Origin of the sequence: Campylobacter sp. JMF_06 NA1 (assembly GCF_027737785.1) — a bacterium.
In the GTDB taxonomy this organism is placed as follows: Bacteria; Campylobacterota; Campylobacteria; order Campylobacterales; family Campylobacteraceae; genus Campylobacter_B.
This window is the reverse complement of sequence record NZ_JAOVUA010000004.1, coordinates 16,971-36,962: the sequence shown is the minus strand read 5'-3', so window position 1 is coordinate 36,962 and position 19,992 is coordinate 16,971. Positions and strand designations below refer to the sequence as shown.

19 protein-coding genes and 1 tRNA gene are annotated in these 19,992 nt (G+C 42.1%); 7 read left to right on the top strand and 13 right to left on the bottom strand.

Going from position 1 to position 19,992, the window contains the following annotated elements:
* Nucleotides 1-43: 43 nt before the first annotated feature.
* Nucleotides 44-1,465: a TrkA C-terminal domain-containing protein gene (locus tag OFO07_RS05395; protein ID WP_270871211.1), complete on the bottom strand. Its 1,422-nt coding sequence runs from the start codon at nt 1,463-1,465 to the stop codon at nt 44-46.
* A gap of 128 nt (nt 1,466-1,593) precedes the next feature.
* Here OFO07_RS05395 and uvrA point away from each other — a divergent pair, with 128 nt between their 5' ends.
* On the top strand, nt 1,594-4,410 hold the full coding sequence (gene uvrA, locus OFO07_RS05390) for an excinuclease ABC subunit UvrA (protein WP_270871210.1): 2,817 nt from the start codon (nt 1,594-1,596) through the stop codon (nt 4,408-4,410).
* Between the two features lie 113 nt (nt 4,411-4,523).
* Here the strand turns inward: uvrA and OFO07_RS05385 are convergent, their stop codons facing one another.
* Nucleotides 4,524-4,817 (bottom strand): hypothetical protein, encoded by a 294-nt coding sequence (locus OFO07_RS05385; protein WP_270871209.1) that lies wholly within the window; start codon nt 4,815-4,817, stop codon nt 4,524-4,526.
* Nucleotides 4,818-4,846: 29 nt separating this feature from the next.
* Nucleotides 4,847-4,922 (bottom strand) — tRNA-Phe (locus OFO07_RS05380).
* A 171-nt stretch (nt 4,923-5,093) separates the two neighbouring features.
* Between OFO07_RS05380 and OFO07_RS05375 the strand changes: the two genes are divergently transcribed.
* The 4 genes from OFO07_RS05375 (at nt 5,094) to OFO07_RS05360 (ending at nt 7,084) form a co-directional block, all read left to right on the top strand.
* Nucleotides 5,094-5,597 carry a DUF4149 domain-containing protein gene (locus OFO07_RS05375; protein WP_270871208.1) on the top strand — a complete coding sequence of 168 codons (504 nt, stop codon included), beginning with the start codon at nt 5,094-5,096 and terminating at the stop codon, nt 5,595-5,597.
* The gene (locus OFO07_RS05370; protein ID WP_270865513.1) at nt 5,587-5,979 is read left to right on the top strand and encodes a YbgC/FadM family acyl-CoA thioesterase; all 393 of its coding nucleotides are present in this window, start codon (nt 5,587-5,589) and stop codon (nt 5,977-5,979) included. Before OFO07_RS05375 ends, OFO07_RS05370 begins: the two co-directional genes overlap by 11 nt.
* Before the next feature lie 187 nt (nt 5,980-6,166).
* Nucleotides 6,167-6,553 carry an adenylate kinase gene (locus OFO07_RS05365; RefSeq protein ID WP_270871207.1) on the top strand — a complete coding sequence of 129 codons (387 nt, stop codon included), beginning with the start codon at nt 6,167-6,169 and terminating at the stop codon, nt 6,551-6,553.
* 141 nt (nt 6,554-6,694) lie between these two features.
* Entirely contained in the window at nt 6,695-7,084 is a 390-nt protein-coding gene (locus tag OFO07_RS05360; protein WP_270871206.1) for a DUF7674 family protein, read from the top strand.
* Between the two features lie 172 nt (nt 7,085-7,256).
* On the opposite strand, the gene OFO07_RS05355 is transcribed toward OFO07_RS05360, so the two are convergent.
* Genes OFO07_RS05355 through abc-f form a run of 6 tightly spaced genes read right to left on the bottom strand, consistent with a single transcriptional unit; the run spans nt 7,257 to nt 13,899 of the window.
* Complete coding sequence (locus OFO07_RS05355; RefSeq protein WP_270871205.1) at nt 7,257-8,060, bottom strand: transporter substrate-binding domain-containing protein; 804 nt, start codon at nt 8,058-8,060, stop codon at nt 7,257-7,259.
* 29 nt (nt 8,061-8,089) lie between these two features.
* Nucleotides 8,090-9,268, bottom strand: coding sequence for a hypothetical protein (locus OFO07_RS05350; protein WP_270871204.1), 1,179 nt, complete (start codon nt 9,266-9,268; stop codon nt 8,090-8,092).
* Nucleotides 9,265-9,909, bottom strand: a complete 645-nt coding sequence (locus OFO07_RS05345) for a uracil-DNA glycosylase (RefSeq protein ID WP_270871203.1) — start codon at nt 9,907-9,909, stop codon at nt 9,265-9,267. Before OFO07_RS05345 ends, OFO07_RS05350 begins: the two co-directional genes overlap by 4 nt.
* Nucleotides 9,909-10,703: a peptide chain release factor N(5)-glutamine methyltransferase gene (gene prmC, locus OFO07_RS05340; protein WP_270862343.1), complete on the bottom strand. Its 795-nt coding sequence runs from the start codon at nt 10,701-10,703 to the stop codon at nt 9,909-9,911. Before prmC ends, OFO07_RS05345 begins: the two co-directional genes overlap by 1 nt.
* On the bottom strand, nt 10,700-11,938 hold the full coding sequence (locus OFO07_RS05335; RefSeq protein ID WP_270871202.1) for a M48 family metallopeptidase: 1,239 nt from the start codon (nt 11,936-11,938) through the stop codon (nt 10,700-10,702). Before OFO07_RS05335 ends, prmC begins: the two co-directional genes overlap by 4 nt.
* A gap of 8 nt (nt 11,939-11,946) precedes the next feature.
* The gene (abc-f, locus tag OFO07_RS05330; RefSeq protein WP_270871201.1) at nt 11,947-13,899 is read right to left on the bottom strand and encodes a ribosomal protection-like ABC-F family protein; all 1,953 of its coding nucleotides are present in this window, start codon (nt 13,897-13,899) and stop codon (nt 11,947-11,949) included.
* A gap of 124 nt (nt 13,900-14,023) precedes the next feature.
* On the opposite strand from abc-f, the gene OFO07_RS05325 reads away from it, so the two are divergent.
* Nucleotides 14,024-15,346 (top strand): MATE family efflux transporter, encoded by a 1,323-nt coding sequence (locus OFO07_RS05325; protein ID WP_270871200.1) that lies wholly within the window; start codon nt 14,024-14,026, stop codon nt 15,344-15,346.
* Nucleotides 15,322-16,239 carry a M48 family metallopeptidase gene (locus tag OFO07_RS05320; protein WP_270871199.1) on the top strand — a complete coding sequence of 306 codons (918 nt, stop codon included), beginning with the start codon at nt 15,322-15,324 and terminating at the stop codon, nt 16,237-16,239. Before OFO07_RS05325 ends, OFO07_RS05320 begins: the two co-directional genes overlap by 25 nt.
* 218 nt (nt 16,240-16,457) lie before the next feature.
* On the opposite strand, the gene OFO07_RS05315 is transcribed toward OFO07_RS05320, so the two are convergent.
* The 4 genes from OFO07_RS05315 to feoB all read right to left on the bottom strand — a co-directional run bounded on the left by OFO07_RS05315 (nt 16,458) and on the right by feoB (nt 19,972).
* Entirely contained in the window at nt 16,458-17,093 is a 636-nt protein-coding gene (locus OFO07_RS05315) for a hypothetical protein (protein ID WP_270871198.1), read from the bottom strand.
* Between the two features lie 8 nt (nt 17,094-17,101).
* Complete coding sequence (locus OFO07_RS05310) at nt 17,102-17,251, bottom strand: hypothetical protein (protein WP_270871197.1); 150 nt, start codon at nt 17,249-17,251, stop codon at nt 17,102-17,104.
* A 179-nt stretch (nt 17,252-17,430) separates the two neighbouring features.
* Nucleotides 17,431-17,592 carry a FeoB-associated Cys-rich membrane protein gene (locus tag OFO07_RS05305; RefSeq protein WP_270869759.1) on the bottom strand — a complete coding sequence of 54 codons (162 nt, stop codon included), beginning with the start codon at nt 17,590-17,592 and terminating at the stop codon, nt 17,431-17,433.
* A 1-nt stretch (nt 17,593) separates the two neighbouring features.
* The gene (gene feoB, locus OFO07_RS05300; protein WP_270871196.1) at nt 17,594-19,972 is read right to left on the bottom strand and encodes a ferrous iron transporter B; all 2,379 of its coding nucleotides are present in this window, start codon (nt 19,970-19,972) and stop codon (nt 17,594-17,596) included.
* Nucleotides 19,973-19,992 lie beyond the last annotated feature (20 nt).

Genomic DNA, 19,992 nt, shown 5'->3' with positions numbered 1-19,992 from the left:
AACCCCTTTATTTGCCTTATTGTAGCATAAATTTTGCATTTTTTTACCCCATATCGCATGGAAGAAAAATTTGGTGATTGTGGCTTAGTTTGAAATACATTTTGTCAAGGTCTTTTTTGAAAATCGCTGTCGATTTCGGGGCTAAAATTTTATCACTAAATGGCACAAACTGCAAGAAATCACTCTCTGAGCTAAGCTCGATTAATGGGTTTTTGCTCATATCATCGTGGATTATGAGCTCTTTTGAGAAAAGCTTTGACAAATTTAGATAATTTTGCACAAACTCGCCACCCTTGCCACCGTTTTCGTTAAAAATATACAGGTGAATATTCATACCAAGCTGCGAGCTGATATCAAAAACCACGCTTGATTCCTCGTCCATATTCGCTCCGCCATTTACCACCACACTGCGTTTTATCGCCTCTAACTCGCTCTGCCCTAGGCTTAAAATCGGCACGCCAAGACTTTGCAAATAGGCTTTATTTTTTTCGAAAATCTCCCTCACGCACACGACCAAACCAGCCTTATTTTCGCTCACATCGCCGTTTAAATTCGAGATATTTTTCTCTTTATAATCAATTAAAATTTCAAATTTTTCATCATCGCTTTTGGCCTTAATCTCCTCGAAACTAGGCGAAATTTTGGGATTTACCACCCTAATGCAAATTTTGTGATTTTGGAGCCTGCTATCTAGATACTCCACCGCTCTTAGCGTCTTATAAATCGAGCTCTCGTTCATTTCCTTCATATCAATTAGCGCATAAATATTTATCCCAAATGGCGATGGAAACTGGCCGTTTTGCTGTTTGACCTGCGCAAAAACCGCGCGCAAGGCACTTGGCTCGCCCACGACCAAAATTGTATCGTTTGGATAAATCACCGTGCTTTTCGTGGTGATTATGTAGGTGTTGTGGCGATAAATCATCGGGATTTTGTATCGCTTCGAGCTTAGAGTGCCTACCTTGCGATAGGCAAACGAGCTTCCCACTGGGATTTTTACCTCCATTATCTCGCCTCTACCAAGCCCTACATACTGCGCAAAAACCGGGCTATCTGGCAAACAACCCATAAAACGAGATGAATTTAGCGATAAAACATTTAAAATTTTAATATGCTTTTCTTCTTTATACTCTTGCACCAAATCCCAAAAATCAGCGAGATAAATTTCCAAATTCGGCGCAATTTCTTTAAGATTATTCAGACTCACCCTAGCGTCAAATTCAATGTCCATTATCATTATACACCTATCGAATTCGCCCTGATTTACTACTAATTTTAGCCTTTCTATGCTTGTAGGATCGAAAATCTCCACGCTGAAATTTTGCATACCCAAAATCCCCTCAGGCACGCAGGAGCTGTCTTTTGCGATGATGAAGTATTCGTGGATAACATCTTTGGATTTGTAAATTCTATTTAAAAAATGGCGCGCGAAATCGCCACTTGCTATGATTAAAACTTTTTTCATTTTTATCCATTAAATTTTGATTTTTCAAAATTATATCAAACATGGCTGAAATTTAAGCGTTTTTGCAAACTCTTTCAAAGAATTTTAAGATATAATTAAAGGTTAATTTTCACAAAAAAGAGGCTAAAATGAACGATAAAATCACAATTATCGGCGCAAGAGAACACAACCTAAAAAATATAAATTTGAAAATTCCAAAAAATAAATTAGTCGTTTTTACGGGGCTTAGCGGCTCTGGCAAATCCACGCTAGCCTTTGATACACTCTATGCCGAGGGGCAAAGACGCTATGTAGAGAGCCTTTCGGCGTATGCTAGGCAGTTTTTAGACAGGGTTGGCAAGCCAGATATCGACAAAATCGACGGCCTAACTCCTGCGATCGCGATAGATCAAAAAACCACCTCCAAAAACCCGCGCTCGACCGTGGGCACGATAACTGAAATTTACGATTATTTGCGCTTGCTTTACGCTAGAACGGGCGTGCAACACTGCCACCAATGTGGCAAACCAATCTCTAAAATGAGCTCATCTGATATCATTGCCGAGGTTATGAAACTCCCAAATGGCGCGAAAATTTCAATTTCTGCCCCGCTCGTGCGCGAAAAAAAGGGCACTTTTGCTGATTTGATCGAAGATATGCGAAACAAAGGCTATGTCAGAGCCCAGATTGACGGCGTTTTAGTCAGACTTGACGAAGAAATCGAACTAGCCAAAACCAAAAAACACACGATTAAAGTCGTCATCGACCGCGTCAGTATCAGCGAAGAAAACACCACGCGAATCGCAAGCGACATCGAAAATTCCTTAAAACTTAGCTTTGGCGAGGTTGAAATAGATATCGCAAATGCCGATGAATTCGGGCTTGCGCACGATCATATCCATTACAGCGAACACATGGCGTGCTTTGATTGTAAAATTTCATTTACACCGCTTGAACCGCTGACTTTTAGCTTCAACAGCCCAAAAGGTGCGTGCGAAGAGTGCGACGGGCTTGGGATTAAATTTAGCCTAGATTTAGCTAAAATCATAAACGAGGCAAATTCTATCGAAAACGGCGCGATTAAGGTAATGTCAGGGTTTAACAAAAGCTATTATTATAAATTTTTGCTCGGATTTTGCGCCTCAAACGATATCCCCACAGATGTCCCATACGCCGAGCTTGACGAGGCACAAAAACAGCTCATTTTATACGGAAGCGCGAAAGAGGTGCCGTTTTATTGGAAATCGCACAAGCTAATGCGTAAATTCGAGGGCGCGATAAAATACGCCTATGATTTGCTAAAAAACGAAAACGATTTAGACGAATATATGAGCGAAAAAACCTGCTCTGCTTGTGGCGGACTGCGCCTAAAACCCCAAAGTCTAGCTGTAAAAGTCGCTAGCAAAGGGCTTGGCGAAGTGGTGCGAACGAGCATAGAAGAAAATGTCAAATTCTTTGGCGATGAGAAAAATTTCGCCCATTTTAGCACACAAGAGGCGCAAATCGCGGCTCCGATTTTAAAAGAAATCAACGAAAGGCTATTTTTCTTAAACGATGTAGGTCTTGGATACCTGACCCTTGGGCGCGATGCACGCACAATCAGCGGTGGCGAGGCGCAACGAATCCGAATAGCTAGCCAGATTGGAAGTGGGCTTAGTGGCGTAATGTATGTGCTTGATGAGCCTAGTATCGGGCTTCACGAGCGCGATACACAAAAGCTAATCAATACGCTTCGAAATTTACAGCAAAAGGGAAATTCCGTAATCGTCGTCGAACACGACAAAAAAACCATACAACAAGCAGATTTCGTCGTAGATATCGGACCCGGGGCTGGTAAATACGGCGGCGAGGTCGTATTTAGCGGAAGCGTGGAAAATCTGCTTAAAAGCGACACGCAAACCGCGCTATATATGAACAATCACAAAACGATTGATTACCAAAAAAACCGCCCGCAAAAAGAGTGGTTAAGCATAAAAAATGTCGAAATCAACAATATCCACGACCTAAGCGCAAAATTTCCTTTGCGAAATTTAGTCGGAATTACCGGAGTTAGTGGCAGCGGCAAAAGCTCACTCGTGCTTCAAACAATCCTGCCAGCGGCATTAGAGGAACTTAACCGCGCCAGAAATGTAAAAATTATAAAAAATGCCAAAATTTCAGGCCTGCAAAATTTAGACAAGGTCATCTACCTAGACCAAAGCCCAATCGGTCGCACCCCACGCTCCAATCCAGCCACTTACACTGGCGTCATGGACGAGATCCGCGCGCTCTTTGCGCAGACAAAAGAGGCGATGATGAGGGGGTATAAAATCGGGCGATTTAGCTTCAATGTCAAGGGCGGGCGTTGCGAAAAATGCGCAGGAGAGGGCGAAATCAAAATCGAAATGCACTTTTTGCCCGATATCAGCGTGGTTTGCGACGCATGCGGTGGTTCGCGCTACAACGCCCAGACGCTTGAAATTTACTACAAAAACAAAAATATCGCCGAGGTTTTGGCGATGAGTATCGACGAGGCGTTGGAGTTTTTCAAAGCTGTGCCAAAAATACACCAAAAGCTAAAAACCCTCCAAGATGTCGGCCTTGGCTATATCGCGCTAGGTCAGCCTGCAACCACGCTAAGCGGAGGCGAGGCTCAGCGCGTCAAACTCGCAAAAGAGCTAAGTCGCACAGATACCGGCAATACACTTTATATCCTCGATGAGCCGACCACTGGCCTACACTTCGCCGATGTCGATAGGCTAGTGCAGGTGCTTCATCACCTCGTGGATTTGGGAAATTCAGTTTTTGTCATCGAGCATAATATGGACATCATCAAAAACTGCGACTATCTCATAGATATGGGGCCAGAGGGCGGCGATGGTGGCGGAAAAATCGTAGCGCAAGGCACACCAAAACAGCTGGCGAAAAACTACAAAAAAACGCGCTCATATACAGGGGAGTTTTTAAACGAGGAATTTGCAGGGTAAAATTTGGGTGAATTTGGGGAAAATTTAGCGTGAATTTTGGAGTTAAATTTGACAAATTTAGTTTCAAATTTGCATGAAATTTACGCAAATTTTCCCAAATTTTCAGATTTAGCCTAAAATTCCTCAGCTAAAAATCTACGATAAATTTCATCTTTGCACGCGGGTGAAATTTCGCCGTTTTTGCAGGCGTTATCTAAAATTTGCAAAAACTCACCCGCAAATTTTGGCTCGTCATAAAATTTCGCTATCGCCTCTGTAATCCTGCCTGGCAAATTCGCAAATTTCGGCGCAAAATTCGCCCCTGGCTTCAAATTTATCTTTTCGATTTTATTATAAAGAGCGCTAAATTTTTGGTTTATCTTGCGATTTGTATGAAAGTGTCCGAAATACCACTTTCTAAATTTCACTGATTTTGGGATTTAAATTTGAATAAAAGTGGTGGTTAGAGGCAGAATCGAACTGCCGACACGCAGATTTTCAGTCTGCTGCTCTACCGACTGAGCTATCCAACCACGAAAAAAGAGAAATTATTTTATTTAAACATTGCTTAAATAATGATAAAATTTGAAAAATTCGGCTAAATTTCAGCCGAATTTACACAAAATTTCCAAATAAAGACAAATTTTAGGGTATAATGGCGCGAAATTACAAAATTTACGAAATTTACAAATTTAAGGATTTTTATGAAAGCGATTTTTTCGATTTATATCCTCGCTCTTGGCGCGCTCATCGGTATCGAGCTTAGCCTTGGCGCGCTTGTGGCTCCGACGATTTTTTACCCGCAAAGCCTCATTGGCGAGGGCGTGCTTAGCCACTTCCAAAGCGGTCAGATGATGAGCGCGATTTTTGTCAAATACAACGCCATTTTAATGCCGTTTTCGATAATTTGCCTCATTTTTGAAATGGTGAATTTCAACAACAACAAATCCCAGCCCTTCAACCTAAAACTCTCAACCCTTATGCTAGCGCTCATAAACCTCATTTTAGCGACACTTTTCGTGCTGTATTTCACGGAATTTATCCTTGACGCGCAAAAGCTAGGCGAAGCAGGCACACAAACAGCCGAATTCGCCCAAATCCACAAAGCCAGCGAGTGGTGCGCCAAACTAATGATAATCGCGCAAACGGTGCTGTTTTTCCTAAAAATGGTGCCAAACTTGCGCATAGGCAGAGGCGATGAAATTTAGGATTTATTACGACGATACCGACGCGCAGGGCATCGTCTATCACGCAAACTACATAAAATTTTGCGAGCGGGCTAGAAGCGAGGCACTAATGCGTGCGGGCGTGAGTTTTTTTGGCGAGCACTCGCATTTCGTGGTGAGCGATTTGCAGGCGAAATTCCTGCGCTCTGCGGTGCTGGGCGACGAACTAGAAATCAAAACCACGCTCAAAGAGCTAAAAAACGCAAGCGCGGTGCTGACGCAAAAGATCTACAAACTAAAAGATATAAATGGGCGCGAATTTGATGAGCTAATCTTCGCCCAAGATGTCAGAGTCGCATACCTGCAAAACGGCAAACCTGTGAAATTCAGCGATGAAATCGTGGAGTTTTTCAAGGGGTTGTGAGGTTTGGCAGGGCTAAATTTTGCAAATTTAAAATATAAAAACTTGCTTTTATCTGTCTGAAATTTTAAAAAATTAAAGGGGCTAAAATAAAATTTGATAAAAATATAAAATTCGGTGGGCAAGGATACCCACCCTACGGTGCTACGGTGCTAATTGAGATTGAAACAAATAAGGATAAAAAATCTAAATGAAATTTCAAATGATATTTGGCGGAATAATATTATTAATTCTTGGAATATTTTCATCACTTGGTTTTAAAACTCATACAAAAATGAGCGGTTGGCGTGAGCCATCTAGTGAATTATCTTTATTTTATTTAATTGTAGGTTTGTTTTTTGTATTTTTTGGTTTCAAATACAAAACAAAAAATCCCGAATTCACTCGCTGCAAAAAATGCAAGAAAGTTTATAATTTTTCCGACACAAAAGATATGATTTGCCCTAAATGTGGTGGCAAACTTCAAGACTATGCCGAATTTGAAAAAGAACAAGAAAAACAAGACGAATTTAAAGAAGCTGAGAAATTTCAAGAAGAGTGGATAAAACAAATCAAAGAAGAAAGGAAAAAGAAATAAGTATCGTAGGGTGAGCACCTTGCCCACCACAAAGGTTAAATAAAGGATTAAAAATGATTAAATTTAATAAATTTATAAAATTCAGCGGGCAAGGATGCCCGCCCTACGGTGCTGCACAAAAATATATAAAGGATTTAAATAATGCACTTAATGGAAACTGATTTGGGAAAATATGAAGAATATATTTATTTTTTTATATCAAAGCATAAGAAATATTTTAGCTCTTATATGGAACAAATTTTTCCATTTGATATGCAATATATTCCTAGTTTATTATGGATATTAAGTTCGTTTGCTAATACTACTATAAAAATTTTTGATGAGCTTGATGAATTAGATAAAAAGAAAATATTTGAATTTGTAGAAAGTGGCGTAATAAATATCGATGATTACATATCTACGGCATTTTGCACTGGTTTTATAGAAAGCATTGTAAATACTTCTAGTAAAAAAGAGTACGAGAAAATTAAGCCATATTTTCAATCAAAATCACTTGAATATGCTAACAATTGGAATAGTTTTAAGTTTTGAGTATCGTAGGGTGGATATCCTTGCCCACCATAAGGTTACCAAAATTTTCGCTAGGCAACTTACCACACTACAACTAAAATTTCGGCGCAGTATCCAAGATTGCCTCAGCGTGGAATTTTAAAAGCGGTTGCGAAAACCAAAAAGCAGTCCTCGCAACCGAAATTTTAAAATTTTAATACGAATAAACTAATCCATATTTTTCAGTGATTTTTTTCAACTCGCCATTTGCCTTCATCTCGGCGATTACTTTATTTACGAAGCTCTGCAAATCGCCCTTGTTTTGCGACATCAAAGCCCCGATTTCATCGCGCGTAAATGGACTTTCTAGCAGCGGAGCGGCTAGTTTAGGGTTGTTTGCCACATAATACGGCGCCTCAGTGGTCTCTGTGATCATCACATCGGCTGCGCCTTTTGCGATTTGCGCTGGGATTTCGGCGTTTTTCTTATGGACGATGATTTTGGCGTTTTTAAAATTTGCGCGCGCAAATTTCTCGTTCGTTCCGCCCGGGTTTATCATCACGCGAACGACCTTTTTATCGATACTCTCTAAGCTTGTGAATTTCGCTGCGTCGCCCTTGCGGCACAAAATCGTCTTACCGCTAGCAAGGTAGCCATCGCTCATTAGCATAGTTTTTTTGCGTGTTTCGTTAATCGTAATGCCGGTAGTAGCGATATCGAAGCGCTCTGCTTGCGTATCATCACTCAGACTTGGCCAGCTAGTAGCGACGAACTCGGGCTCCACGCCAAGCTTCTTGGCGATAGCTTTTGCGATATCGATGTCAAATCCCCATAGCGTGCCGTTTTGCTCGCGCACACTTAGCGGTTTATAATCCCCAGTAGCGCCCACTAGGATAGTTCCGCGAGATTTGATTTGATCTAGCGTAGGTTGGTTTAACGCGGGTTGATTACTCGCACAACCAGCGAGCAAAAACAAAAACGAAAGCCCTAAAAAAGGTGTTTTGAAATACTTTTTCATGCAATTCTTTTCTAAAAAAATTTGAAATTTTAATTTAATTTTTGAAATTTACCCTCGCCGACCTCGTAAATTTTGGTATCAAACCTAAGGCCGTTATCGTAAAATTCCTCGCTAAATGCCCGTTCATAGCGGTTTAATGCAAAATTTGAATAAAAATAGTCAAACCCGCTAAGCGCGCTGTATGCAATCCACTCGTAGCGCAAATCCACGCCAAGGCTAAGCGCGCGATGAAGAAGCGAGTTTGAAACCGGCGAAATGGAGTTTGCAAGGTAAAATTTCCCGCCAATCGCGCTTGGAAGCGCACCGATAATCTCGCCGTCAAAGCCCACTTGCGTGGCAAGCAGATTTTGCGTGTTTAGCTTTTTGTGCGAAATTTCGCCGATTATGGAGAGTATTTTAGAACTAGGCAAATTTAGGATAAAATTCGCATTTTGTGGCAATTCGCTCTCAAAATCAAACACCGCATTTCGGTTGCTTTTAATCGTGTAAAACTCCTCGATATTGCGACTATCAAACGCCATATCGTTTAGCACCTGCGACAGCGCGCTCTCATCGCCGATAGCGTATAAATTCTCAGCGAAACGCCCCAGCAGATACTGCATTTGCTCGCTGTAATCAATACCGCCAAAATATATATTATTCGACACAAACCCGCTTAAATTTTGATTTAGCGTCGGCACAAAAACCATACTACTATACTGCGAGTTTTCATCTACGATATCCACGCCAGATCTATTTAAGGGAGCGATTATGAGGGCGACATTATCGCGCTCCATAGCTTCAAGTGCCGCTATAATGCCCTCCTCGCTCTCATTTCCTATGTAATAAAAGCGCAAATTCGCCTGCAAATTTCTCTCGCTCACAAATGCCAAAAGCGCATTTGCAATGCTATCTGCGCGCGAGCCAAGGATATTTTGCGCCATTAAAACACCCACTTTAAAGCCCGAATTTTGCGAATTTTCAATCGTTGCGCTCATCGCATTTGCCACGAGATTATACACCTCGCCTTTCTCGCTGTCTGGGTCCCAGAGCGTGTATCCCTCATCTAGGCTTTTTTGGATAAAATCCTCGCCCTCAAATAAAATTTCAATGCTAGAATTTTCATCATCGCTTATCGTAAAATTTAGATCTTTTAGCGAAATATTTTCGCCCTCACTCTCCTGCGCCAAGCAAAAAACAGCAATTAAAAGCGCAAAAATCGCTCTCACAAAAATTCCTTTATTTTGCGCAAATCATCGTGGAAAAGTGGAATTTGGCTTGGGTTTTGGCTTAGGAAATTTAGATCAAATGTCGGTATAAAGGTAATCCCGCCCTCGCGAAATGGCGTGCCGTGAATCAGCCTGATATCTGGGAGGTTGTTGTTTTTAAGCAAAATTTTAGCGCACAGCTCGCCAAGGCAAAGCACGACTTTGGGACGAATTATTTTAATCTCGTCGATAGCGTAGGGAGCGCATTTGAGTATGATTTCAGAGGTGAGTTTTTTATTTAAATTTAGGGCGCATTTTATCAGATACGACGCGTAAATTTCGTCGATTTCCAAACCGCAAAGCTCCTTCAAACTAGCCCTAAATTTCTCGCCCAAATTCCCGCTAAATGGCTCACCGCTCTCATCTTCTGCGTGCGTTGGGCACTGAGAGATTACCATTATTTTGGCGTTTTTATCGCCATAAGGCACCATGGCGTGGGTGCGTGTTTTGGATAGTTCGCACAGCGCGCAGTTTTGCACGCTGTGCGAAAGGCTATCAATATCGCTAAAAAATCTCTCGCCACTAGCAAGGATTCCAGCGTCGATATACCTGTAACCAAACGCCTTGTAGCAAAGCAATCTATGAAGTTTTGAGCCCTGCATTAATTCATTTTCCTTGCGACAAATCCGCGATCAAACCCAGCCAAATCTTTGTAAAATTCAAAGGCAAATCCATGCTCGCTTAGCGTTTCTTGCATGCTTTGCTTTTGATCATACCCCATTTCGCAAAGCAGATATTTCGTGCGATTTTCGCTTAAAAATATTAGTTTTTTTAGCTTCTCATCGCCCTTCTCGCCGCCGATTAGCGCCAAATTTGGCTCTTTTAGCACTCTCTCATCGAGCTTATACGAGGAGGCGATATATGGCGGATTTGATACGACGATATCGAAATCCCCCTGCACTCCGCTTAGGTATTCGCAATGCACAAATTCAATATCCACACCCAAATTTTGGGCGTTTTTGCGCGCTACTTCAAGCGCGCTTTCACTGATATCAGTGGCGGTAATTTGCGCGTCTGGGAAAAATTTTTTAAGGCAAATCGAGATTATCCCACTTCCAGTGCCGACCTCGCAAATGCGCGGAGTTTTGAAAAGATGAGCCACGCTAAAAGCCTTATCGACCAAAATTTCAGTCTCAAAGCGAGGTATCAGCACCCGCTCATCGACGAAAAACTCAAAATCGAAAAATTTGCACTTGTTTGTGATGTATTCAAGTGGCACGCCAGAAGCGTAAATTTCGACACTTTGGCGAAATTTTTCCTCATTTCGCATAGCGTGGTTAAAGAGCATTACAAACTCTTCGTTGCTTAAATTTTCGCTAAATTTCAAAAGCTCCCTTGAAACATACCTAGAATTTGTCCTGCCGTGCGCCCATTTTAACGCCTCGAAAATTTTCATTCTAGCTCCTTGATACGCTCATACAGGCTCGGGTGCGAGTGGTAAATCGCGCTGTAAAGTGGGTGAGAAATCGGAAAAGTTTTGTTTTCGCTACCAAGTTTTTTAAGTGCGCTAATCATATCATTTTTACTCGCATTATCTGCGCCGAATTTATCTGCGCCAAACTCGTGCATACGGCTAAATTTCGACATCACAGGCTCTAAAAAACTCTGCAAAATCGGCAAAAACAGCATGATAAAAATCAGCGTCGCACCGCCGTCACGCACTAAATTTAGCGCGTCAAAAACCCCTTTTGTAGCCAGATTTCCAAACACGCCAAAAATCACAATCAGCATAAACGCCCCAAGCGCGATATTTTTGAGTATATCGCCGTGCTTGAAATGCCCTAGTTCATGTCCCAAAACTGCCAAAATTTCGCTCTGGCTTAGCTTTTTTATCAGAGTGTCAAAAAGCACGACCTTTTTACTCGCCCCAAGTCCGCCAAAATACGCATTTAAGCGGTTGTCGCGCTTGCCTGCATCGATGACGAAAACGCCACTACTTTTAAAGCCACATTTGCCCAGCAAAATCTCGATTTGCGATTTTAACTCGCCCTCAGCTAGTGGCGACATTTTGTTAAACAGCGGCGCGATTAGTGTGGGATAAATCAAATTTATCAGCAAAATCAGCCCAAACGAAAATCCAAACCCATACACCCACCAAAACTGCCCCAAATTTTGCACGCAAAAAACTAGCGCAAAAACCACCAAAAAGCCAAAAATTAGCGTGAGCGCAAGGGCTTTTAGCTTATCAGCGATGAAAATTTTAGGCGTGATTGTGGAAAATCCTAGTTTTTTGTCTTTGACAAAAGTAGCGTAAATTTCAAACGGCAAATCAATCACCCCGCCAAGTATGATGAAAGCCAAAACAAAAACGCTTTGGATTAGGATACTCGCGCCGCCCTCCAAAATTGCGCCATTTGCGCCATTTGCGCCAAATTTAGCGTAGATAAATTCCTGCAACGCACCCGCACCATAACAAATCCAAAAAATTGCGACCAAAAGCCCAAACGCAAGGCTAAAAATTTCAAATTTCAGATTTGTAACGCTTACAATTCCAGCCTTTTGATAGTCTGCTTCGCTTAAAATCACGGCTGGTTTTTTGGCGTTTTCCTTGATGAAATTTAGCTGTAAAAGGGCTAATGAAATTTTATAAATCGTGTAAATTATATAAATGATTATCAAAAAATAAAGCATAAATTTTCCTATTTTAAATTTTCAGCCAGCGAGAGCACCTCGAAATATTCGTTTTCCATTTGATTTAGTGCGCCCTTTTTCTCTTCGAGCTCTTCAAAAAGCGGTTGAAGCCCGATTTGCTGGTAAATTTCAGGGGTTGAAAGAGCGTGATTTAGCTCTTTTATTCTATTTTCTATCTCTTCGATTTTGGCTGGGTATTCTTCTAAAATTTTGTTTTGTTTGTAGCTAAGTTTGGTAGTGGCGGTTTTTTCTTTTTTATTTTCTTTGATTTCGGGCGCAGTATCCCTCGCGCTAGAAGCGACCTCGCTTTCATAAATTTCAAGGTCTTTTATCTCGTCTTCATACTCCAAATACTCGCTGTATGGTATGTAAATCTGCTCGATTTTGCCCTTTTCAAACGCCCAGAGCTTGTTTGTGATTTTGTCGATGAAATATCTATCGTGGCTTACGATAATCACAGCCCCTTCGAAGCTGAGCAAATAATCTTCCAAAATGTTGATTGTAGCGATATCTAAATCGTTCGTCGGCTCGTCTAAAATAAGGCAGTCGTATTGCTCAGTAAAAAGCTTGGCAAGGGCGACGCGGTTTTTTTCGCCACCACTTAGCACGCTGACTGGTTTATCCAAAAATTCTTTTGGAAATAAGAAATTTTTAAGATAGCCATAAACATGCATATAATGTCCGCGCACCATAATGTGATCTCCGCCGTTTGGGCAAAAAATCTCAATCAAACTCTTATCGCCTGAAATTTCAGACCTAGCCTGATCAAAATAGCCGATTTTGATGTCGCCCCTTTTGATCTCGCCCCCGTCAATGCGGGTTTTGCCAATCAGCATTTTTATTAGTGTGGATTTACCTGCGCCGTTTGCGCCGACTATGCCAATTCTTTCCCCTTGCAAAACCCTAGCCGAAAAGCCCTTAAAAAGGTCCTTCCCGTTTAAAATTTTGCTTACATTTTTGCACTCGAAAAGCATTTTTTTGCGGTTCTCGCCACCTGTGCCGTTGAAATTCCTACTAGCGCGTTCAAGCTCCAATTTCACGCGCCTTATCACGCCCGGATTTTTTTTGGCTTCTTCTCTCATGGCTAGCACGCGGGCTTTGCGACCCTCGTCGCGTTTGAGGCGCGCTTTTACGCCACGATGAAGCCACTCTTCTTCGTATTTTAGCTGTTTTAAAAGCGTTTCGTGGGATTTTTGCAAGCTAGCTAAAATTTCTTGTTTGCGCCTTAGATAGTTTTCGTATCCGCCATCAAAAAAGCTTAGTTTGCCTTCCTCTATCTCGATACTTCTGGTCGCAAGTTTGTCGATGAAATAGCGATCGTGCGAGATGAAAAGTATGGTTTGCTTCGAATTTAAAAGCATATCCTCCAAAAATCTCACCATATAGACATCAAGGTGGTTTGTCGGCTCATCGAGTAGCAAAATATCTGGCTTTTTTAGCACCAGCGCACCAAGTGCCACGCGGCGAATTTCGCCCCCGCTTAGCGTGCAAGCCGAGCGGTTTTCGTAAATTTTAAGCCCAAAATGCTCCAAAATTCGCTCGATTTTATTGTCGATATTCCAGCCGTCTTTGGCGTCGATAAATTTATTTAGCTCATTTTGGCGGGTTAGAAGTGCTTCATTTTGGGGGTCGTTTGAGATTTGTTCTAAAATTTGGTTGTATTCATCAATGGCATCGTAGATTTCTTTGAGTTCGCGTTTTAGGGCGTCTTTGACCGAGAGATTATCGTCAAATTTCGGACTTTGTTCTAGCATTTGGATATTTATGCCGTTTTGCGTGATTACCCTACCGCCGTCGATTTCATACTCACCGGCGATGATTTTCATCAGCGTAGATTTTCCGCCGCCGTTTTTGCCGATGATTGCGACTCTCTCGCCAGAGCTCAGGCTGAAATTCACGCCGTCAAGGACAGTGTTTGAACCGAATTTTTTAACTACATCAATCAAATCAACTAATGCCAAAATTTGCCTTTATAGATAAAATTTGTCGATTGTAGTAAAAAAAATATTAAATTTGAATAATTTCTAAATTTAATCTATGAATTTTTCGCTAAAATGCACTTCTTATTTTAAAAAAAGAGAATCAATGAAGGAAATTTCACTAACAAAACTAAGCCTAGCAATCTATGCGGATATGTTTTTGCGCCTAGTTACGGCGCTGATTAACACCTACATGATAAGCCTTGTCGATGTCAGGCTCGTAGGCGCACTGGGCGCTGGCAATCAGGTATTTTTGCTTTTTATCACGGTTTTTGGGTTTTTGGCTGTGGGTTGCTCGGTCGTGGTCGCCCAAGCTCTGGGGGCTAGGAATAAAATTTTAGCCCTGCGCGCAATACATACTAGTATTACCTTTAACGCCCTAATCGGCGGACTTAGCGGGGTTTTTGTATTTTCGTGCGCCACGCTTTTGCTCCGTGCCTTGCAAGTGCCAAGCGAACTACTTGCCGATAGCACGATTTATCTAAAAATCATTAGCATTGTCTTTGCAATCGACGCTGTGGCGATAGTTTTTAGCGCGATAATTCGCGTGTATGGCTATGCAAACTACATAATCATCATCTCCGTGACGATGAATATCATCACGCTAGTGGGAAATTTTATCGCACTCTTCCAGCCCTTTGGACTGCCATTTTACGGGCTTTTTGGCGTGGGAATTAGCACGATTATCGGGCGGATTGTGGGCGTGATACTTTTCGCGCTAATTGCCGTAAAAATCATAAAACTGAAATTTTACTTTTCAATGTTTTTGAAAATAAAATTTGAAATTTTACGCAAAATTTTATCCGTGGGATTGCCGAGCGCGGGGGAAAATCTGCTTTGGATCACGCAATATCTAGTCGCCTTTGCCTTTGTAGCGAGTATGGGCGAGGCAAGTCTTACGGTGCAGACGATTTATTTTCAGATTTCAAGCTTTATTTTCTTTGGCGGAAGTGCCATTAGCATGGCAAACGAGGTCATCGTAGGTCGCCTAGTGGGCGCAAAAGAGCCAGAACGCGCGTATTCGCACACCTTTCACGCGCTAAAAATCGGTCTAATCGTCACGGCGTTTTTCATCGCGGTTGTCTTTTTCGCGCGCGAGCTAATCATGAGCGTGCTAAATCTGGGTGGGGCGCACAAAGAAATCATGCGGCCGCTGTTTTATCTAACGATAATCTTAGAGCTTGGGCGCACTTTCAATATCGTTTTCGTAAATGCCTTGCGCGCCAGTGGCGATGCGAGATTTCCGTTTTTAATGGGGTTAATATTTATGTGGGGCGTGTCGCTTCCAGCGGGGTATTTTTTAGGCATTTCGCTTGGAATCGGGATTTTGGGCGTTTGGATTGGGTTTTTGTGCGATGAGTGGCTCAGAGGCGGGGCGAATACTTGGCGGTGGATTAGCAAAAAATGGCAGAGCAAACGATTAGTCTAAATTTGGGCGGAATTTGCGTCGTGGCTAGTTTCAAGCGCGTCAAATACGCTAGGATTCGCATTAGCCCTGATTGCGCCGTGCGCGCTAGCGTGCCGTGGTTTTGGAGCGTGGAGCGAGCCAGAGAGTTTATCGCCTCGCACAAAGCATGGATTGAAAAAACCTTGGCAAAATACGAAAATTTGGCTTTAAAAGAAAACGAGAGTGAAATTTTAGGGCAAATTTATGAGCTGAAATTTGGCGAGAAATTCGCGGATTTGTGGGATACTGCGCCGAAATTTAGTGCGCAAAATTTTAGCGGTGGCGATACTGCGCCGAAATTTTGCGAGAGTGGCGCGAGTGGTAGTGCGCTAAAATTTGACGCAAATTTTGCGAGTGATACTGCGCCTAGCGCCACGCCAAACACGAACGCCACGAACGCCCAGTCAGCCCAGTCCGCCACGCCAGCCACGCCAGCCACGCCAGCCACGCCAGCCACGCCAGCCACGCCAAACGAAATTTTGGCGCAAAATTTGACGAAATTTAATGGCAAAATCGCCGTTTGCGGAAACGAAATTTACTGCGTAAGCGAGATAGAATTTGCGAAATTTAAGAAATTTTTGGCGTTAAATTTATACAAAGATTTGATTAAACTCTACTTGCCGTTCGTGCAAAAGCCCGTCCATCGCCTAGTCGTGCGCGATATGAAAACTCGCTGGGGCAGCTGCAACAGCACGAAGGGCTACATAAATTTGTCGCTAAAATTGGTCGAAAAAGATTTGCGCTTTATCCATTATGTCGTGCTTCACGAGCTAACTCACCTCATCTTTGCGCACCACAGGCGCGAATTTTACGACTTTATAGCTAGGATTATGCCTGATTTCAAAGAGCGAATTAATCTGGTGAAAAATAGATAATTTGCGCCCCTGTTGTCATTGCGAGAAAAGGCGCAAGCCTTGACGAAGCAATCTGCGCGTGCAAAATTTAGAGAATTTTTAAAATTTATCAAAATTTATAATCTTTATTCTGCCTTGTTTAGCTCACTAGTAGCCTTGCTGCAATACCCAAAATTTGTTTAGCTTTTTCTATGCTAACCATAACTTACTCCTTTATTAAAAATTGAATTTTCTAAATTTTATTTTTTATCCTTTGCATTGAATTTTGTTATTAAATTTTTAAATTTTTTAAATGTTATATTTATAAAAAAATATGTGAATGTTAAACACATTGCAGTCCAAACAGACATAAGAGCATAAAGTGCTCCACCCTTAAAAAATAAACCAAATTTGGAATTTATGGCTTCCGTATTTTTACCCAACCGTATTTGTGTGTCAAACAAATCGCCACTAAAAGCGACACTACAAAATTTATATTCTATTAAAAGCAAAATAATGATATAACAAGATAGAAAAAATAATTTTTCTTGCCTAATACTATCAAGTAAAAAATTTGAATTACACTTAGCACTAACGAAAAAATCATAGGCAAGCGGAACACAAAATACACAGCAAATAATAAGCATATTTGCACCCCAAAGCGTTCCAGCTTGTTGAAAATTTGTAGTTCTTATAGATATTTGCTTTATAATCTCAAAATTCTCTTTCATAAATTCAACATACGAATTTAAAAAAGGAAATTTATCTAAAATATCATTTGGCAAAATAAAAATATGACTTGCAAACACAACATACAATAAAAGAATTTTTAATGAAAATAAGGTATCGTAATTTACATTTTCATCTAATTTTTGCTTATTATCTAAATTTCCCATTTCCCCACCTACTCACACGCTTTGCTTTGGCTTGTGATTAAGCCAAGCTTTTTAAGCGTAAAATTTGATTTTAGTATGTGAGCTTGTAGCTCTGATTTTACTTCTATGGTAGCAATTAGCGAGTTTATCGCTTCAATTTTATTACTAAAATTTCGCAATGACACGAAATTTGCATTTTGGAATTTTAAAGTCGTAGATTGCCACGAATTTTTGCTTCGCAAAAATTCCCCTAATGACAGATTTAGCAAAATTTGCGCTTTGATTACCGCACAATGACAAATCAGGCGCAGGGTTCATAGGTTCGCGCCAAGCGCGCCTTGCAAAGGCGAAACCACCCTCACTCGTCTTTTTTGCACTCTTGCGGGTTGTTGCAGCCGCAGCCCTCGCATTTGTTGCAGGAATTTTTGTTTTTCGCAAAGCTTCTTGCTGCCAAAAACAAAAGCCCGCCAAGCACCACTAAAACCGCGATTGTTCCGATATTGTTGATTAAAATTTCCATATCAAATTTTCTCTTTATAAGGTTTTGCTAGCATTAAAATTATCAGCGCAGCGCACGCGCACGCCACGAAAAGCCCTACTCCCGCGCCTTGCGCACCACTAAAAAATCTGCCGAATTGATAAATCATAAGCGCGACCGCGTAAGAAAACAGCGTCTGATACACAAGCGCGAACGCCGTCCAGCGCGCACTTCTCATCTCTTTTGCGATTGTCGCCATTGCCGCTATGCAAGGCGCGCAAAGCAGATTAAAAGCCAAAAACGCATATCCACTAAGCGTGTCAAGCCCCGAAAAATCGAGTATCCCAAAGACCGCCACGACCTCTTCTTTGGCTACTAAGCCCATAAGCGTAGCGATTGCAGACTTCGCGTCGCCAAAGCCCAGTGGCGCAAATAGTGGCGCCACAAACGCGCCGATTTTGCCGATAAAGCTATCGTTTAAATCAAGCTCTATATCAAAGACAAAGCCCCCCTCGGCGAAGCCAAACCTCGATCCGCACCAAATCAGCACCGATGAGATGAAAATTATCGTTCCGGCATTTTTGATAAACGAGCTAACGCGCTCTTTGACGCTTCGGTAAATATTTTTGAGGGTTGGCATGTGATATGGCGGAAGCTCCAAGACAAAAGGTGCAGGTTTGCCCGCAAACATCGGCGTTTTTTTGAGCATTAGCCCTGAAATCACAATCGCGCAAATCCCTAGAAAATACGCACTAGGCGCCACCCACCACACTCCGCCAAAAAGCGCAGCGGAAATGAGCGCAATCATCGGCATTTTCGCCGAACACGGCATAAATGTAGTCGTCATAATGCCCATTTTGCGGTCTTTTTCGCTCTCGATTGTGCGGGTGGCTAGCACACCAGGCACACCACAACCCGTGCCGATTAGCATAGGGATAAAGGATTTGCCACTAAGCCCAAATTTACGAAATGCACGATCCAGCACAAAAGCCACGCGCGTCATATATCCGCACGCCTCCAAAAACGCTAAAAAGATAAAAAGCACCGCCATTTGTGGCACGAAGCCAAGCACCGCTCCAACGCCACTAATAACGCCGTCGATGATGAGGCTTTTTAGCCACTGCGCGCAGTTTATGCGCTCCAAAAACTCGTCCATTACCACAGGCAGACCGCGCAGATACAGCCCATACTCGCTAGGATTTGGTAAAATTTGGGCCTCTAAATTCGCACTAGCTAGTGAAATTTGCTCTTTTAAATTTTCGTTTGAAATTTGCGAAATTTCACCGCTTAGTGCGTCAAAATTTTCGCTAAATGCGCCAAAATCGCCTTCATTGCAAGCGGTTTTGAGAGTTTCTGAGACTGCGCTAAATTCAGGATTTATCATATCTAGCGCGCCTACAAATTCACTCGTGCAAATTTTGCTTTGCAAATGCTCGCTAAGCGCTTGCTCGTATTTTTCGCCACTTCCCACGAAAAATCCATCGCCAAAAATCCCGTCATTTACGGTGTCCGTCATCAGCCCACCCACGCCTGTAACCGAAGTGTAATACACGATAAACATAATCACCGCAAAAATCGGCAAAGCGAAAATTCTATGCGTCAAAACCTTGTCGATATTTTCGCTGGCATTTGCCACGAAATCGGTGTTTTTGATAAAACACGCCTCTTTTACGCGCGCGATATAGTTGTATCGCTCGTTTGCGATAATCCCCACGCTATCGTCATCGAGCTCGGTTTCACAGGATTTTATTTTTTCCTCGATTAGGCTAAATTTGGCTTTTTCGATTTTTAGCTCTTTTAGCACGCTCTCATCGCGCTCAAAAATTTTAACCGCATACCACCTATCGCCCTTTTCGCCCTTTAAAACAGCGTCTTCGATATGCGCTAGCGCGTGTTCGGCTGCGCCACAAAAATCGTGTTTTGGGTGCGGAGCAGGGTTTTTGCTAGCCTCGATTGCTAGCTCCACGCATAAATTCGTGCCAATATTTTTAAGCGCAGAAATCTCCACACACGGCGCGCCAAGGGTTTTGCTAAGAAGTTTTAAATCGATTTTATCGCCTCTTTTGCGCAAAATATCGGTCATATTCACAGCGATCACCATTGGAATTTCAAGCTCCAAAAGTTGCGTGCTAAGGTATAAATTTCGCTCTAAATTCGTCCCGTCGATGATATTTAAAATCACATCTGGATTTTCGTGCAAAAGGTAGTTGCGCGCCACAATCTCTTCTGGCGTGTATGGCGAGAGCGAGTAAATGCCCGGCAAATCGGTGATTATGATATTTTCTTTGCCGATTAAACAGCCCTCTTTTTTTTCAACCGTTACGCCCGGCCAGTTGCCGACAAAAGCATTTGCGCCAGTTAGGGCGTTAAAAAATGTCGTTTTGCCACAATTTGGATTTCCTACAAGTGCGATTTTTATCATTTTTACTCTTTAAATTTGCA

What these genes read in the sequence shown, in the direction of transcription:
- OFO07_RS05395 (WP_270871211.1), bottom strand. Translation starts at nt 1,465, where the DNA reads ATGAAAAAAGTTTTAATCATAGCAAGTGGCGATTTCGCGCGCCATTTT.
- uvrA (WP_270871210.1), top strand. Translation starts at nt 1,594, where the DNA reads ATGAACGATAAAATCACAATTATCGGCGCAAGAGAACACAACCTAAAA.
- OFO07_RS05375 (WP_270871208.1), top strand. Translation starts at nt 5,094, where the DNA reads ATGAAAGCGATTTTTTCGATTTATATCCTCGCTCTTGGCGCGCTCATC.
- OFO07_RS05370 (WP_270865513.1), top strand. Translation starts at nt 5,587, where the DNA reads ATGAAATTTAGGATTTATTACGACGATACCGACGCGCAGGGCATCGTC.
- OFO07_RS05365 (WP_270871207.1), top strand. Translation starts at nt 6,167, where the DNA reads ATGAAATTTCAAATGATATTTGGCGGAATAATATTATTAATTCTTGGA.
- OFO07_RS05360 (WP_270871206.1), top strand. Translation starts at nt 6,695, where the DNA reads ATGCACTTAATGGAAACTGATTTGGGAAAATATGAAGAATATATTTAT.
- OFO07_RS05355 (WP_270871205.1), bottom strand. Translation starts at nt 8,060, where the DNA reads ATGAAAAAGTATTTCAAAACACCTTTTTTAGGGCTTTCGTTTTTGTTT.
- OFO07_RS05345 (WP_270871203.1), bottom strand. Translation starts at nt 9,909, where the DNA reads ATGCAGGGCTCAAAACTTCATAGATTGCTTTGCTACAAGGCGTTTGGT.
- prmC (WP_270862343.1), bottom strand. Translation starts at nt 10,703, where the DNA reads ATGAAAATTTTCGAGGCGTTAAAATGGGCGCACGGCAGGACAAATTCT.
- OFO07_RS05335 (WP_270871202.1), bottom strand. Translation starts at nt 11,938, where the DNA reads ATGCTTTATTTTTTGATAATCATTTATATAATTTACACGATTTATAAA.
- OFO07_RS05325 (WP_270871200.1), top strand. Translation starts at nt 14,024, where the DNA reads ATGAAGGAAATTTCACTAACAAAACTAAGCCTAGCAATCTATGCGGAT.
- OFO07_RS05320 (WP_270871199.1), top strand. Translation starts at nt 15,322, where the DNA reads ATGGCAGAGCAAACGATTAGTCTAAATTTGGGCGGAATTTGCGTCGTG.
- OFO07_RS05315 (WP_270871198.1), bottom strand. Translation starts at nt 17,093, where the DNA reads ATGGGAAATTTAGATAATAAGCAAAAATTAGATGAAAATGTAAATTAC.
- OFO07_RS05305 (WP_270869759.1), bottom strand. Translation starts at nt 17,592, where the DNA reads ATGGAAATTTTAATCAACAATATCGGAACAATCGCGGTTTTAGTGGTG.
- feoB (WP_270871196.1), bottom strand. Translation starts at nt 19,972, where the DNA reads ATGATAAAAATCGCACTTGTAGGAAATCCAAATTGTGGCAAAACGACA.